We start from the raw sequence: 15860 nt of genomic DNA, 5'->3' as shown, positions 1-15860 counted from the left end.
GCAGTTGTTTTAAGTCCTTTTTCTTGACAGCAGCTTTTTCGGACTAATCCACAATTCGGTTTTTATGGACAAAATTCTCACAATTCTGATAGTTGATGACGATGCAGTCGATCGAATGGCAATCAAACGATCGCTCAAGTCTGCTGGTGTTTCTGCAGAAGTTACTGAAGCAGAAGACTGCGCGGATGCGCTGGCACAACTCTCGGTTAGCAAAAATTCTATGCAGGCTACCGCAAAACTCTCCCAACAAAATAAATCTCAACCTTTAAGCGAGGTTGAGGAGACAGAAAAGGGGCTGCTATTAAATCAAATATTTGAGTGCAAATTTGACTGCGTATTCCTCGACTACGGATTGCCGGACGGAGACGGACTGAGTTTGGTAAAACATCTACGAGAAGCTGGACTGAAAGTTCCCTTAATTGTACTCACAGGTCAAGGCGACGAACAAATTGCTGTGGAATTGATGAAGGCAGGAGCTTCTGATTATATTGCTAAAAATAAGCTTTCTCCCGATAGTTTGTCCCGCAGTTTGTCCAATGCGATGCGCGTTTACCGCGCCGAATTTCAGGCGTTTCATACCAGTCAAAAGCTTAAGGAAAGTGAGGAACGGTACAGGTTAGTTTTAGAGGGAGTGAACGACGGAATTTGGGATTGGGATTTAAGTAAAAATGAGGTTTATTGGAACGATCGCCTTTTGGAAATTATCGGTTTGTCGCGAAAGCAATTTGGCAGGACTATGGAAGCTCTATACAACCGCCTGCACCCCGATGACAAGGAGGGAATTGTCGCGGCGATCGCCGCTCACTTGGAACAAGAAATAGATTATAATGTAGAATTCCGGCTGCTACACTCGAACGGTGTTTACCGCTACTGCACTTCTCAGGGAAAAGCTCAGCGAAATTCCAAAGGAAAAGCGCTGCGAATGGCCGGCATGATTAGCGACATTACTGAGCGGAAACAGGCGGAATATGCTCTGGAAAGGGAACGGCAGCAACTGAAACAAATTATTACTTGCGTGCCGGTAGCAATGGCGATGTTCGATACGGAAATGCGCTATTTAGCTAACTCGCACAAATGGCTGACTCAATTTAATTTTGAGTGGCAGTCGCTGACTAATCTCAGTCATTACGAATTGTTTCCAGATACCCCGAATCGCTGGAAAGTAATGTATCAAGAAGTGCTCAGAGGTGAGGTCGTTTCTGTGAGCGAAGATGCTTGGGAACGAGCAGACGGCTCTGTTATCTACCTGCGCTGGGCCGCTCACCCTTGGTACAATCCAGACGGTAAAGTAGGGGGAATTGTGATGGTGGCCGACAAGATTAATGAGTTGGTGGAAGCGCGGGAAACTGCCTTAGAAGCTAGCCGGGTGAAGTCGCAATTCTTGGCGAACATGAGTCACGAAATTCGCACTCCGATGAATGGGGTTTTGGCAATGGCTCAATTGCTGCTGCGCGCTCCTCTGGAACAGAAACAGCGGGACTGTGCTCAGACGATTTACCGCAGTGCTGAACATTTGCTAAATGTTATTAATGATATTCTCGATTTTTCTAAGATTGAAGCGGGAGAAATGCGGCTGGAAAAGGCTAATTTTGATTTAGATAGTTGCGTTGAGTCGGTGATAGAAATTATAGCGCATTTGGCAGAAGAAAAAGGTATTGAATTGAATATTTTAGTTGACAGCTCAGTGCCGAGAAAGTTGGTGGGCGACTCGGGCAGATTGAAGCAAGTTTTGCTGAATTTGACGGGGAATGCCATAAAATTTACCGATCGCGGTCAAGTTCTAGTTCACGTAACTGTGAAACAGGGCAACAGACTGGCAGAGGGTAGACAAGAAGCAAGGTTGCTATTTTCGGTGCGGGATACTGGCATTGGAATTTCGGCCCAAGGACAAACAAAGCTGTTCCAATCTTTTTCTCAGGTAGATGATTCTCCTACTAGGCCTTACGGCGGGACGGGTTTAGGTTTGGCTATTTGTAAGCAGTTAGTGGAGATGATGGGAGGGGACATTGGAGTTCGCAGTTTGCTAGGCAGCGGTGCTACTTTTTGGTTTACTGTACCTTTGGAAAAACAGTTGCCAGTTGAGCCTCACGATCCCGAACTTGCGGGCAAGAAGTTGTTAGTAATCTCTGGAAGTGCTTTGAGGAGGGCAGCAGTGCGATCGCTCGCTCAAAGTTGGGGTGCGCGCTGCGACGAGGCAGAAAGTGCTGCTGAGGCTTGGAGTTGGTTGAAAAATACCCAGGGCGGGATTTCTCAGAATTCGGGAGAGGGGGGAAAAAGCTGGGATGTGGTGCTGGTGGACTTGCAAATGCCGGAGTTGGATGCGGAGGAATTTGCTAGGAAAGTGCGATCGACCTCGACAGTTTGCTCGTTAATCGCCATGACTGCTTTGCGAGAACAGCCGAAGGCTGAATCGCTTTGCAGTCGAGGTTTTAACGGATATTTGATCGAGCCGGTGCGGCCAAGCCACCTGCTTGAGGCAATGCTTGCGCCGGTGAAGGGAAGGGGAGATTTTGGGAGAGAGGAGGCTGTTAATACTGGCAAGTTGCCACCAGTTAATACTCATCAATATGTTACTCCCAATTCGCTGTCATCGCTGAGAATTTTGGTTGCGGAAGACCACCCGATCAATCAACAAGTTCTTGTCGAACAGTTGGCAGTTTTAGGCTATCAGGCTGACTGCGTGGTCAACGGTCAAGAAGCGCTGGATTTGCTGGCTAAAAAAAGCTATGATTTAGTGCTGATGGACTGTCAAATGCCGATACTGGATGGTTACAAAGCAGCGCAAAAGTTGAGGGAAATCGAAGGAAGCGATCGGCATACTTTTGTGATGGCTTTAACTGCTCATGCTATGCCGGGGGAACGAGAAAAGTGTCTAGCGGCGGGGATGGACGATTATCTCAGCAAACCTGTAGATTTAGATGCTTTGGCGGCGGCCCTGAAAAAGTATGAAGCCCTAAATGTTCAGGGTGACAATAAGTATGGAGTTAAAAGTATAAATTCGGAAAATAAATCTCAATTAGCAACAAATTATACAGAAGTTGTGGAAAAAGCGCAGGTTGTGGCCGGGCCGACACCAAGGGCGATCGCACTTCCAACTTGGGAACATAGAGACTACGACGGACTGTTCGACAAGAGCAGATTGGAGCAACTCGGACGAGTTAATATTAAATTGCCAGAGCGACTCTTGCAAGCTTTTGTGGCAGGAGCCCAAGCTGATGTAGCTGCTGCCAAAAGAGCCGTAGAAGCTAAAGATTGGCAAGCTGTGGAATATCAAGCCCACCGTCTCAAGGGAACTTCGGCTAATGTGGGAGTTGCTCAGATGTCGGATTTGGCCGCACAATTGGAGCATCAAGCGCGAAGCTTTCAATCTGAACCAAAAGGGGTGGAATTGTCAAATAGTGAGAGGATTGAGAACCTATTAGTAAGTTTGTCCAGTCATTTAGCCCGGGTGCAAGAATTTGTGGAAAATCGAATGTTTAGTTAGTCGGTTAGTCGCTATTAATCGATATTAGTCGGCGCTTGAAATCGCGCCTAAACAAACGAAGTCCGCCTACGCGGACTAAGAAATAAATTCTTTGTTTCTTTGTTTGTTTATTTCTTTGTTTCTTTCTTCACTCTGTGTTCTCTGCGTTCTCTGCGGTTAATTTAAAAAAAATAATTAATTTAGCTATGAATTACGATACCATTACAAACACTATTTCAAATAGCAATTCCTTAGAAAACGAGGAAAAACTGCTAACGCCTTTGATGGTTTTTGCTCGCGAAATTTTATTGTATGAAAAAGAGGGTATTTCTGAGCAATATTCTGTAAATGCTGTGCCTTACCCGCTCGATGAAATCAATAATTTTTCTGTGGACAATCTAGTAGCAAAAGTGGCTCGCTGCTGTCGGGAAAGCAAGGTGGGAAAAAAATTACCTACGGCTTTTTACGTTCACGTTTCAGCTTTGCAGAGACTCAACCCTGTCCTCGGAATCTACGAAAATTGTGCCAGACGCACTCTCGAAAATATTGATGAAGCAACTTTAGTTAAATTTTTGCTTCATCAACCTAAAATATCTTATCTTTTTTACCCTGATTTCGATACAAATGCTCATCCTGATTTGCAAACCAGCATCCAGATTAATCTAGCAACAGGGGAAGTTAAATATTTTGATTACAGTAACTGCGAAAATCCCCCGGTTTTGCACCGCAAGGAAACTTTTGTAGCTGCGGATTATCCCCATTACGAAAAGTTTGCGAGGCTGACTCGCTGCGAGGAAAAGTGGGGACTGCTTGACAATACTAGCGTTATCGGAACTCGCGAAGGTTGGCTCAAATATTTGGGATATTGCGGTGTAGAAATTCAAGATCATACTGTTGTCGAGCGTTTGAAAGAGGAGAATAGTGAGCTATCAATTCCTAAAATCGAGCGACATAAAGCTGCAATGGTACGCAATTCGCTTTCTAAACCCCTGCGTCTGGTTTTAGAAGCTGATTTAGTGAGGGACGGGGCGACTTTTTTTGATTACGGTTGCGGTTACGGCGGGGATGTTAAATATATTGCACAAGAGGGTTATGCTATTTCTGGTTGGGACCCATACTATCAGCCGGATACTCCGCGAATGTGTGCGGATATTGTGAATATTGGTTATGTGATTAATGTAATTGAATCTTTGGCGGAACGCCGAGAAGCTTTGCTAAGTGCTTGGGAATTAACTAAGAGTTTATTAGTTGTAGCGGCTCAAGTTTTGATTGATGATAGCGATCGAGGCCAAATTGCTTATGGGGATGGGGTGATTACTTCTCGGAATACTTTTCAGAAGTATTACGAACAGGAAGAGTTGAAGGTTTATATTGACCAAGTTTTGAATGTTGATGCAATTCCTGTGGCTTTGGGAATCTATTTTGTGTTTCGGGATGCAGCGGAGGGTGAAAGTTTTCGTGCTTCTCGGTTTCGATCGCACTTATCGACTCCCAGGGTGCGATCGCAAGTTAAGCGGTTTGAGGATTATGCGGAAATGTTGGCTCCTTTGATGGCTTTTGTGAGCGATCGGGGCCGGCTTCCTGTTAAAGGCGAACTAGCGGAAGAATCGGCGATTAAGGAGGAATTTCACAGTTTTAATCGCGCTTGGAGGGTGATTTTGCAAGCAACGGATGCGGATGATTGGGAGAAAATCGCCGACAAGCGCCGCCAAGATTTGCTGGTATATCTCGCTCTCAACGGTTTGGGCGATCGACCTTCGATGCGCCGACTCCCAGCTCAAATCCGCAACGACATCAAAGGTTTGTTTGACAATTATCAAAAAGCTTGCACTTTGGCAGATTTAATGCTATACAGTCTGAGCAAACCTGATATTGTGGCGGATTGCTGCGAAGATAGTGCGATCGGCTACAAACAGCATGGTTCCCTTTCTGTTCACGTCTCTGCATTAGAAGAACTAGATCCTTTGCTCAGGCTCTACGAAGGCTGCGCCAACCGCACAATTGGCAGACTTGACGGCGCGACAATTATCAAATTTTACGCTCGCAGACCTCAGATTTCCTATCTATTTTATCCCGATTTTGACACTAACCCGCATCCAGCCCTTCACACTTCTATGCACATAGATTTGCGCGACCTTTCTGTGAGCTATCAAGACTATTCTGATGTGTACAATCCGCCAATTTTAGTGAGAAAAGAAGCTTTTGTTACTGAGAGTTATCCGCATTATGACAAGTTTGCGAAACTCACCCGCCAAGAAGAAAAGTTAGGTATTCTCGATCGTGGCGTAGTTAAGAAACATCGGGAATGGATGAAGTGTTTGGAGGAAAATTGCGTGAAAATTAAGGATCATAAGTTGTTTTGGCGATCGAATGCTGACCCAGAAAAGTTGAAAATGCTGCAAAAAGCTGCGTCGGAACGTCAGGCGCGAAAGATTGAGGTTAATGCAGGAAAGAGTGAAGGAACCGCAGAGGGCACAGAGAGCACAGAGGAAGGGAAAGAAGAGGAATAGTCATGGAAACAGAGAAAGTTTCTGCCTAACTACCCAAAATTGGGATTTCACACAGAAAATTTCTGCTTTTGACCCCATGACGGGAAGGGAGTAGTTCCCAAAATCTCAAAATATTGATAGACTTAATCAAAGATATCTTGTTCTGTTTAAAAGGTATAGCCATGACAAATCAAGAGTTTTTAGGTGAATTTTTATCTCTGCCGGCTGAAGCACAGAGTCAAGTGGTAAGTTTGATCGCCTTTTTAAAACAAAAGTACATATATGATGAACATGTCTCTTCGTCAGTAAATGTTGATTTAATGAACGATCCATTTATTGGAATGTGGCGAGATCGTCAAGACTTAGGTAGCACTACCTGGGTACGTAATCTCCGAGAAAACGAGTGGTAAAAAGCACATGGCTAGTTCAACTATCATAGATACCGACATAATCATCGATGTTGGTCGTGGTATTCCTGATGCAGTTAATTGTTTGCAAGGACTAAAATCAAGTTCTCGATTAGCAATTAGCATAATCACACAAATGGAGCTAATTGTTGGTTGCGCTAACAAGGTAGAGTTACAGACTCTAGAAAAATTTCTCCAGCAGTTTGACGTGATTAGAATTGACCAGTCTATTTCAGATAAGGCGGTTGACTTGTTACGGTTGTATCGGCTAAGTCACGGCTTACTAATTGCCGATGGCTTGATCGCAGCTACAGCAATAGTATGGGAGTACCCTTTCATCACTAAGAACCAACGAGATTATCGATTCATTCAAAACTTAAATTTATTGCCCTATCCGTAGCAATCAGAAAGCCTAACAATGCGTTGGAGTCGAGTATCGGTATTGGTTTACTTGATGGACGAATTGTAGTTGTTGTCTACACGGAGCTTGATGAGGAAACAGTTCGTATTATCTCCAGGGCGAAAGTCACTGTCTTATGAACGCAGACGCTATGAACAATACCTCACAAACCGACTGGGCGAGAATCGACGCAATGAGCAATGAAGATATCGATACTTCCGATAGTCCACCACTATCGGAGGAGTTCTTTACTAGAGCGCAATTACGAATGCCTCAGTCGGCTATTACTATGCAAGTTCAAGTCGATCCTGAAACATTTGCTTGGTTTCAGGCACAAGGAGAAACTGCCAGCAAATGTCTGTAGCACTTAGGATTTATGCAGATGCACACAAAACCTATCCTGCATTCGTAGCAAAGCCAGCATAGCGACAGCTATAATTATGGTTGGCTTTCATTACCTTCCGACAAAGAATTAGGCTTCTTGCTACAATGTTTTGATACAGTTCAAGTCAGGTAGAATATGTCCCTAATGTAATGAGCGCCCCAGCAAAATTCCAAGCAACCTCTCCTCCTTTCCGTTGGGATGAAGCGGGAGGTATCCGTATAGGTTCGAGTCGAGTCACCCTAGATAGCATACTTGCTTCATACCACAATGGCTCCACTCCCGAAGAAATCGCTATTCAGTATTCAGTTGTTCGCTTAGAAGACATATACAGTACCATTGCTTACTATCTAAACCATCGTCAGGAAATTGACAGTTATTTGGAACAGCGCAGCCAACAATCTCAGCAACTGAGACAAGAACTTTCTCGACAACACAACTTAGTTGATCTGAGACAACGTTTGCTTACTCGTTATCAGTCAAAAGGGGAGTCGATACCAAGTGCGCCTTCTAACTGATGAAAATTTTAATGGAGCCATATTGCGTGGGCTGGTGAGACGTTTGCCTGAATTAGATATTGTTCGTGTCCAAGATGTAGGGCTGATTCACACTGACGATCCAGATATTTTAGAATGGGCGGCTAATGAAGGACGCATCTTACTTACCCATGATGTGGCCACTATTACGATGTATGCCTACGAGCGAGTCAATCAAGGACTACCTAGGGCTTGGAGTTATTGAGGTTATTGCAACAGCACCCATTGGTAAGATCATTGATGATTTAGAACTATTTATTTGTTGCAGTCAGCCTGATGAATATGAAGGTCGAATTCTTTTCATCCCTTTCCCTATACTGTGATTTGGCTAGATAGTCGGTGGAATCTACTGTATGTGGTTCACATTGAGCGTGAAGAAAATGTCATTCGGATTATTTCAGCACGTAAAGCAACTCGTCAGGAGAGGGCAGAGTATGAAAGTTGAAGCATTAAAACAGCGATTAAACCGCAACCGTCCAATGACTAGCGTGACGATTCGTATGCCCGAAGATGTTGTGGAATATCTAAAGAAAGTTGCACCCTTGTTGGGTTTTTCGGGTTATCAGCCATTAATTCGTGCTTATATCGGTCAAGGTTTGCGCGTTGATTTAGAACGATTTGAGAGCGAGACAGTAAGAGCCTTAGTAGCAAGTTTGAAGCGCCGAGGTGTCAGCGATGCAGTGATTGATGAGGCATTAAAGGAAGTCGTTCATGCTAAATCATGTTAATTGTATCTAGCCAGCAGCATCTCATATCCAACCCGTTGACATCGGAATTATTCATCTCTCTCTTCTGGAGACTCTGCGCCCTCTGCGCCCTCTGCGGTTAAATCATTCCCATACAATCGGAATTGATACCATTACAAAAGTCATTGTCTCATAAACGCAGACGCAACCATCCTACTTTTGACGAAGCAGTTCGCCTCAGACAAGAAGGGCGTAAGTCTGCTGAATAGCTCAATACCTGCACGCGGGCCAAAAACCCGGTTTCTGCGTGAATATCTCAAGGGATAATCCACGATTTTTCCTAGAAACCGGGTTTTTTAGGTAGAAGCGTGCGTAAGTCTTGTTAAGCAAACTTAATCTTCAAATAATCATCCTCCATCTTCGCCCCCGAAGGTTGCAGCGCCGCTAAAGCTTGCGGCAACACCAAATTACGGCGGTGATTCCCAATCCGAACATTCAACTCATCTCCCGTTTTGGTCAACTGGATCTGATCCTTAGCAATTCCGGGCAAATACAGTTCAAGACTATATTGATTGTTTTCCTGCACGATCTTAATCGTATTTTCTTTGTAATAAACTTGACTTGGGTCTTCGTCTTTGTAAAGCGTTTCTTTCAACCGTTCCAAAGCTGCCAAACCGCACATTTCTTCTGAATAAAGTGGCACTTCCTTAACTGGCAGCGGCATGAAATCTGAGTGAATTTCCTGACGGTACTGTTCCTGGCTTTCTTTCCACCGTTTAAAAAATGGGTCAGTTACTTCTGCGGGAATAATCCGGTTAGCTACTACTAAATCTGTGGCTACATTGTACAAACTCAAATAGGCATGAGCGCGCAGAGATTCTTTAATTACCATTTTTTCGGGATTGGTAACTAACCTTACCGAAGTCACAGTATTGTCAGTTAAAACCTTTTCCAAAGCTTCGATTTGTTCGTAAAATTCGTAAGGTGCATCCATCACCTCTTTGTCTGGTAAAGAAAAACCCGCAATTGGTCTAAAAATTGGTTCAACTAAAGGTCTAAGAGCGGCTGATATGCCTTGCAGCGGCTTGTAAAATTTTCTCATGTACCAGCCGCCAACTTCGGGCAAACTTAGCAGTCTCAATGCTGTGCCAGTTGGAGCCGAATCGATAATTAAAACATCAAATTCGCCTTCGTCGTAATGCCGCTTCATTCGCACCAAACCGAAGATTTCATCCATTCCTGGCAAGATGGCTAATTCTTCAGCTTGCACCCCTTCGAGCCCCTGCGCTCGCAAGACTTGAGTAATGTAGCGCTTAACGGCTCCCCAATTGCCTTCTAATTCCCTGAGAGCGTCTAATTCTGCTCCCCACAAATTCGGTTTCACCAGCCGCGAATCGTGTCCGAGTTCCATGTCGAAGCTGTCGGCTAAGGAGTGAGCGGGATCTGTACTCAGCACTAGGGTTTTGTATCCCAATTCGGCACACCGCAGCCCCGTCGCAGCGGCTACGGAGGTTTTGCCGACGCCGCCTTTTCCGGTCATTAATATTAAGCGCATTGATTGTTTAGCTCGCCTGAAAGTAGTTTACTCCTATATTGTAACGTTATGTAACGGGAATTAATTTTGTGGGTAATTAATTTGGGCGACAAGCAGCCGCCGGACACAGCACATTTTCGCTAACTCACGAAATTGCTGCCATGTCAAGATAAGTTAAAATTATTTATTTCAGATATCAATTGCGACCCATAAAAATCAATCAGCGTTCATCTGTGTTTATCTGCTAATATTTGCCTTAAAAAAGGGATCTCGCTCTTGAAACACTATTTTTTATTGCTAACAAACCTAAGAACAATTCTCAAACATTAGTTTTCACAGGAAATACAAGCTGTTTGAGCACATCCAACCGCGAACAGTCCCAGTAATCGATGTGAGAAACAATTAAACCGTCGCTGTTGACTTTCAGTTCGCTCCTACCGGCGATCGCCATTTTCGGTTTCCAAGGTAGCGGTGCGATCCAGCTCAGAGTCCAGCGAGTTTCTATAGTATCTCCCGATCGCGAAATCCCGTGCAAATCGAGATTTATATCCTGAAAAAAAGTCCCCATAAACCCGATCATTTTGCGGTAGCGATCGACTCCTGTAAATCGATTCACTGGGTCTTCAAAATAAACATCTTTTGCATAGATGCTGTAAGTCTGATTATCGGGAAATCTTTGATAATCGTCTTTGAGAATTTCAATAAGATCCATTATGATTAGCTATTTGCCTGAAATTATTATAATATAGTTTATACCTGCTTGAGAAAAGGCGGACAACTTATGATCGACCTATACACTTTTACCACACCGAACGGCCGCAAAGTTTCGATCATGCTCGAAGAAATAGGTTTACCCTACAACGTGCACGTCATCGACATCACAAAAAACGACCAATTTAGCCCAGAGTTCATCGCCATCAACCCCAACAGCAAAATTCCGGCGATAGTCGATCGAGATAACGGCATCACCGTCTTCGAGTCCGGCGCTATTCTGATCTATCTAGCCGAAAAAAGCGGCAGATTTCTGCCCACAGACAAACAAAAATACTTTCAAGTTATGGAATGGCTGATGTTTCAAATGGCCAGCGTCGGCCCGATGTTTGGTCAGCTAAACCACTTCAAACGCTTTGCACCCGAACAAATTCCCTATGCGATCGGGCGCTACGAAAAAGAAACCTTGCGCCTCTACGGAGTATTAGACACTCAACTAGCAAAATACGAATACATCTGCGGCGACTATTCGATCGCCGACATTGCTACCTATCCCTGGGTTGCTATTTACGAATTTCAAGGATTAACCCTCGACAACCACCCCCACCTCAAACGTTGGGTAGAAACCGTGCAAAAGCGTCCCGCCGTTGAGCGCGGCATGGCTGTCCCATCATTATAAACCCCGCCTCTAAATTGTATTTTCAGGAGGGCAGGACACCCCACAAACAAGTTGACTTTTGTGGAACTCAGAGGTTGCACCATTCTCAATAAGCTTTTTAGGAACAGGCTTTCCGGCCTGTTCCACAAGAAAATTCCCTCTTTGTGGAACAGGCATCTTGCCTGTTCTTGACAATGGTGCAAGATGTGAGGTGGAACGGGCACGCGAGCCCGTTCTTAATCAACAGCGGGCGGGCTCGCGTGCCCAACCCCTACTCCCCACAAAGCAAATTGACTGGTTGTGGAACGGGCACGCGAGCCCGTTCAAAAAAAGCCCTCAAACTCAATCCACGAAATGCTTAATAATCGCCTCAGCAAACTCTGAACACTTCAACTCAGGCACCGGCGGCTCCATCAACCTCGCCAAATCATAAGTAACTTCACCGTTAGAAATTGCCGCTCCCAAACCCTTCTTAATCAAGTCTGCCGCTTCCTGCCATCCCATGTATTCTAACATCATCACCCCGGACAAAATCAGGGAACCGGGATTGACTTTATCCAAACCAGCGTGTTTCGGTGCAGTGCCGTGAGTCGCCTCAAAAACTGCACATTCATCACCAATATTCGCACCGGGGCCCATGCCCAATCCACCGACAATGGCGGCGGCCGCATCGGACAAATAATCCCCGTTCAGATTCATTGTCGCCAAAATCGAATACTCGGCCGGTCGGGTTTGAATTTGTTGGAAAATACTGTCAGCAATTCGGTCGTTGACCATGATTTTTTCTTTCCACTGGCCGCTGCCGTGACTGTCCCAAATTGCAAACAGAACGTCGGCTACTTCTTGACGAATTTTGGCTTGTTTTTCTGGGGTCAAAGCATCGTATCCCGGATCTATTTGGCGAGCATTATCTTCTAAGCTAATGTCGGGATTTTTTTCTTTGTTGCTCAGAATCCAGGACTCTCTTTCCGTTACGCACTGTTGGCGAAACTCGGTGGTGGCTAATTCATAACCCCAATCTCGGAAAGCTCCTTCAGTATATTTCATGATGTTGCCTTTGTGCACCAAAGTCACTTGCTGCTTATCTTTCGGCAACCGTAAAGCGTGGGTAATGGCGCGCCGCACTAAACGCTGAGAACCTGTTTTGCTAATGGGTTTAATTCCGATGCCAGAATCGAGGCGAATTTGTTTTTTGCCATGTTCTGGTGTTGCCGGAATTAACTCATTATTGAGGAATTCAATCAATTTTTTGCCGATTTCGCTGCCTTTGGCCCATTCAATTCCGAGGTAAATATCTTCTGTATTTTCCCGGTAAATAATTACGTCTAGGAGTTCAGGAGTTTTGTGTAGCGATGGTGTTCCAGCATAATATTTGCAGGGCCGCACGCAGGCGTAAAGGTCAAAGATTTGCCGCAAAGCTACGTTTAGCGATCGAATTCCGCCACCTACGGGCGTTGTCAGCGGCCCTTTGATGGCGACTCCGTATTCTTTGATGGCGTCTAAGGAATCTTGGGGCAGATATTGGTAAGTACCGTAGACATCGCAAGCTTCGTCGCCTACATAGATTTTAAACCAGTTGATTTTTCGATCGCCACCGTAAGCCTTTTCTACCGCAGCATCCATGACTTTCTGGGATGCAGGCCACAAGTCAACGCCCGTACCGTCGCCGCGAATGAAGGGAATAATTGGGTCATTGGGGACGATCGGCAAACCGTCTTTGAAAGTAATTTTAGAACCTGTTGTCGGGGCTACAATCTTTTCGTACATATCTTAACAGCGCGGATAGGAATGTTCCCTATTTTGCCACGATTATCTGCCTAAACCTCCACCAATCCTAAATATTTGTATAAATTTAAGTTGGATTTTTGGGCGATCGGCTGCCCGTCACTGTGACTTTTGGGCGATCGCCCATTTAAAAGTTAATTTAAAAAAGTAGCCAAGATAGCAGAATTTTCTATCAAATTTCCCTCTCTATCTTTCAGCGCTACGGTTGAGAGGATGCTGGAAACAAGTCAGTGGATTTTAGATTTTACATTTTAGATTTTTAGATTTACTCCCCAGATTAATCGGGGAGGTTGAACCTTAGTCTAAAATTTTGGGTTGATAACGCACGACTCCTGTCGGAAAGTTGTATGCGTTTTGGGGTGGGGTCAAAATGGTGATTGTAGCCGCCGATGAACGCAAATAAAGGCAGATTATTTTCACAAATTTTGCATTTATTTGCGATATTTTTCCTTCTGCATATTCTTCTTCACAACCCACAAAATACACCAAATGACAATAATCACCACAACTATTTTGGAAACCGGGGCCAGATATTCCTCTACAAGTGTATAATTTTGCCCTAATTTATATCCGGTAAAAGTCAGGAAACTTACCCATAAAAGAGTACCTCCTGTTGAGTAGATTAAAAAAGGAATTAAAGGCATATTATTGATGCCAGCGGGCAGGGAAATCAGGGTGCGAACTCCGGGTACTAGGCGACACAAAAACACGGCTTTGTTGCCGTGTCTGTTAAACCATCTATTTGCTTTGTCAATATCGGCCCCCGATACAGTAATCCACTTGCCGTATTTGTCGGCTAAATTCCTCAAGCGTTCTTCGCTCAATAATTTACCAGCATAGTACCAGGGAAGCGCCCCCAAAACTGTACCGATTACCCCTGCGGCGATCGCCGGTGAAAACTCCATTCGGTTCTGGAATACCGTGAACCCTGCCAGCGGCATAATCAATTCTGAGGGTATGGGGGGGAAAAGATTTTCTAAAAACATCAACAGTCCTATTCCGAAATAGCCCATAGACTGCATTGTGTTAGTTATCCATTCAACCATTTTGATTCCCTAATTTGGTAAGAAGAAGTCATTAGTCATTGCTCGTTCCTAGGCTCTGCCTGGGAACACATATCGAGAGGCTCTGCCTCGACTCCCCATGAGGGAGGCAGAGCCTTGCTGCATTCATTCCCAGGCTGATCCTGGGAACGAGAATACTATGATTAAGTACCCGAAGTCCAAGAGTTTGTGTACTCAATTTGTTCGGCAGTCAAGGTATCAATGTGAATACCCATTGCTTCCAATTTGAGACGGGCAATTTCTTTGTCAACTTCCACGGGAATTGAGTGAATACCAGGCTCTAGTTTGCCTTTGTTCGTAACTAGATATTCGCAGGCTAAAGCTTGGTTAGCAAAGCTCATATCCATCACGGCGCTGGGGTGTCCTTCGGCTGCTGCCAAGTTGATCAAACGACCTTCGCCCAACACAATAATCGACTTGCCATTATTCAGGTGATATTCTTGAGTGAAAGACCGGACTGTTTTCACGTCGGTGCTTTTTGCGCCGAGGGATTTGAGGTCAATTTCAATGTCGAAGTGACCGGAATTGCAAACAATTGCGCCGTCTTTCATTGTCTCGAAATGTTCGGCACGAATGACGTGTTTGTTGCCGGTAACGGTAATGAATATATCTCCGACTGTTGCTGCTTCGTCCATCGGCATGACGCGGAAACCGTCCATCACTGCTTCGATCGCCCGAATCGGATCGATTTCTGTGACAATTACGTTAGCACCCATTCCGCGGGCGCGCAGTGCCGTGCCTTTGCCGCACCAACCGTAACCTGCAACCACAATATTTTTACCGGCTAACAAAATATTGGTAGCGCGGATAATCCCATCTAGGGTAGATTGACCGGTGCCGTAGCGGTTGTCAAAGAAGTGCTTGGTGTCGGCGTCGTTGACGTTCATTGCGGGGAAAGTCAGCACGCCGTCTTTCAACATGGCCCGCAGGCGCACGATGCCTGTGGTAGTTTCTTCGGTAGTTCCGATTAAGTCGGCAATTTGGTTCGGGCGGTGCTGGATTAGTGCCGCTACCACGTCGCTGCCGTCGTCGATGATAATATTGGGGCGGTGGTCTAGGGCTGTGTAGACGTGACGTTCGTAGGTAGCCGCGTCTTCTCCTTTGAGGGCGAAGACGGAAATGCCGTAGTCTTCAACTAAGCAAGCCGCTACGTCATCTTGAGTGCTCAGGGGGTTGCTGGCGATCAGTACGGCGTCGCCACCGCCGAGTTTGATGGCGATTGCCAAATGAGCGGTTTCTGTGGTTACGTGGCAGCAAGCAGCCAAGCGAATGCCAGCGAAAGGCTTTTCTTTAGCGAAGCGTTCTTGAATTTGCCGCAAAACGGGCATTTCCCGGCCGGCCCACTCGATACGTTGCTTTCCCAAGGGGGCGAGGGACAAGTCTTTGACTTCGTGTTTAATCTTGACGGATGTAGCAACCATGTATGTTATTTCTCAGAAATCATCAAACTTTGTTAGTTTTAACAGATTAACCCATCGGCGGGCAAGTGCTGTGATTTTACTCGATCGGGGTCGGCGCTGCTAATCTTAAATTTTGATTAGGTTTTAATGATTAGCGAACGAGTAGATGGAGTCACCCGCACCGTGAGAGTCAAACATTCTTGTCGGGCGATCGAGCTCAATCTTTTGTGTTAGCGTGGCCTTCTTTAATTTTTTGACAATCAAGCATCCAGGATACAAGCCCCCGAATTGATCCGTGGGGTCAAGGCTTCAATCGAAAATCGAAAATCTAAAATCTAAAATCGA

The 15860-nt window shown here is 45.2% G+C and carries 15 protein-coding genes; 10 read left to right on the top strand and 5 right to left on the bottom strand.

Annotated elements, in window-relative coordinates; genetic code table 11:
* Window positions 1-64 precede the first annotated feature (64 nt).
* The 9 genes from QUA88_RS04955 (at window position 65) to QUA88_RS04920 (ending at window position 8405) form a co-directional block, all read left to right on the top strand.
* Complete coding sequence (locus QUA88_RS04955) at window positions 65-3484, top strand: response regulator (RefSeq protein WP_333270543.1); 3420 nt, start codon at window positions 65-67, stop codon at window positions 3482-3484.
* 185 nt (window positions 3485-3669) lie between these two features.
* Complete coding sequence (locus tag QUA88_RS04950; RefSeq protein WP_333053169.1) at window positions 3670-5973, top strand: DNA phosphorothioation-associated putative methyltransferase; 2304 nt, start codon at window positions 3670-3672, stop codon at window positions 5971-5973.
* Window positions 5974-6134: 161 nt separating this feature from the next.
* The gene (locus tag QUA88_RS04945) at window positions 6135-6362 is read left to right on the top strand and encodes a hypothetical protein (RefSeq protein WP_333053171.1); all 228 of its coding nucleotides are present in this window, start codon (window positions 6135-6137) and stop codon (window positions 6360-6362) included.
* Between the two features lie 7 nt (window positions 6363-6369).
* Window positions 6370-6759 (top strand): type II toxin-antitoxin system VapC family toxin, encoded by a 390-nt coding sequence (locus QUA88_RS04940; protein ID WP_333053173.1) that lies wholly within the window; start codon window positions 6370-6372, stop codon window positions 6757-6759.
* Window positions 6760-6895: 136 nt separating this feature from the next.
* The gene (locus QUA88_RS04935; protein WP_333053175.1) at window positions 6896-7123 is read left to right on the top strand and encodes a hypothetical protein; all 228 of its coding nucleotides are present in this window, start codon (window positions 6896-6898) and stop codon (window positions 7121-7123) included.
* A gap of 170 nt (window positions 7124-7293) precedes the next feature.
* On the top strand, window positions 7294-7659 hold the full coding sequence (locus QUA88_RS04930) for a DUF433 domain-containing protein (RefSeq protein ID WP_333053176.1): 366 nt from the start codon (window positions 7294-7296) through the stop codon (window positions 7657-7659).
* A 34-nt stretch (window positions 7660-7693) separates the two neighbouring features.
* Window positions 7694-7882: a DUF5615 family PIN-like protein gene (locus tag QUA88_RS04925; protein ID WP_333270538.1), complete on the top strand. Its 189-nt coding sequence runs from the start codon at window positions 7694-7696 to the stop codon at window positions 7880-7882.
* A gap of 114 nt (window positions 7883-7996) precedes the next feature.
* Complete coding sequence (locus QUA88_RS29455; RefSeq protein WP_445243088.1) at window positions 7997-8122, top strand: BrnT family toxin; 126 nt, start codon at window positions 7997-7999, stop codon at window positions 8120-8122.
* Window positions 8112-8405, top strand: coding sequence for a hypothetical protein (locus QUA88_RS04920; protein ID WP_333053179.1), 294 nt, complete (start codon window positions 8112-8114; stop codon window positions 8403-8405). Before QUA88_RS29455 ends, QUA88_RS04920 begins: the two co-directional genes overlap by 11 nt.
* A 340-nt stretch (window positions 8406-8745) precedes the next feature.
* Here QUA88_RS04920 and QUA88_RS04915 read toward each other — a convergent pair whose 3' ends face one another.
* Window positions 8746-9918: a TRC40/GET3/ArsA family transport-energizing ATPase gene (locus QUA88_RS04915; RefSeq protein ID WP_333262239.1), complete on the bottom strand. Its 1173-nt coding sequence runs from the start codon at window positions 9916-9918 to the stop codon at window positions 8746-8748.
* A 298-nt stretch (window positions 9919-10216) separates the two neighbouring features.
* Window positions 10217-10609 carry a DUF2358 domain-containing protein gene (locus QUA88_RS04910; protein WP_333270535.1) on the bottom strand — a complete coding sequence of 131 codons (393 nt, stop codon included), beginning with the start codon at window positions 10607-10609 and terminating at the stop codon, window positions 10217-10219.
* A 69-nt stretch (window positions 10610-10678) separates the two neighbouring features.
* Between QUA88_RS04910 and QUA88_RS04905 the strand changes: the two genes are divergently transcribed.
* Window positions 10679-11287: a glutathione S-transferase N-terminal domain-containing protein gene (locus QUA88_RS04905; protein WP_333053183.1), complete on the top strand. Its 609-nt coding sequence runs from the start codon at window positions 10679-10681 to the stop codon at window positions 11285-11287.
* A gap of 321 nt (window positions 11288-11608) precedes the next feature.
* On the opposite strand, the gene QUA88_RS04900 is transcribed toward QUA88_RS04905, so the two are convergent.
* The 3 genes from QUA88_RS04900 to ahcY all read right to left on the bottom strand — a co-directional run bounded on the left by QUA88_RS04900 (window position 11609) and on the right by ahcY (window position 15536).
* The gene (locus QUA88_RS04900) at window positions 11609-13033 is read right to left on the bottom strand and encodes an NADP-dependent isocitrate dehydrogenase (protein WP_333208295.1); all 1425 of its coding nucleotides are present in this window, start codon (window positions 13031-13033) and stop codon (window positions 11609-11611) included.
* 449 nt (window positions 13034-13482) lie between these two features.
* Window positions 13483-14097: a DedA family protein gene (locus tag QUA88_RS04895; protein WP_333053186.1), complete on the bottom strand. Its 615-nt coding sequence runs from the start codon at window positions 14095-14097 to the stop codon at window positions 13483-13485.
* A 161-nt stretch (window positions 14098-14258) separates the two neighbouring features.
* A complete protein-coding gene (gene ahcY / locus QUA88_RS04890) occupies window positions 14259-15536 on the bottom strand; it encodes an adenosylhomocysteinase (RefSeq protein WP_333232159.1) in 1278 nt (425 codons plus the stop codon).
* Window positions 15537-15860 lie beyond the last annotated feature (324 nt).

Origin of the sequence: Microcoleus sp. D3_18_C2 (assembly GCF_036702395.1) — a bacterium.
Classification (GTDB): Bacteria; Cyanobacteriota; Cyanobacteriia; order Cyanobacteriales; family Microcoleaceae; genus Microcoleus.
The sequence above is the reverse complement of the archived record's forward strand: the minus strand, read 5'-3'. Positions and strand labels throughout refer to the sequence as shown.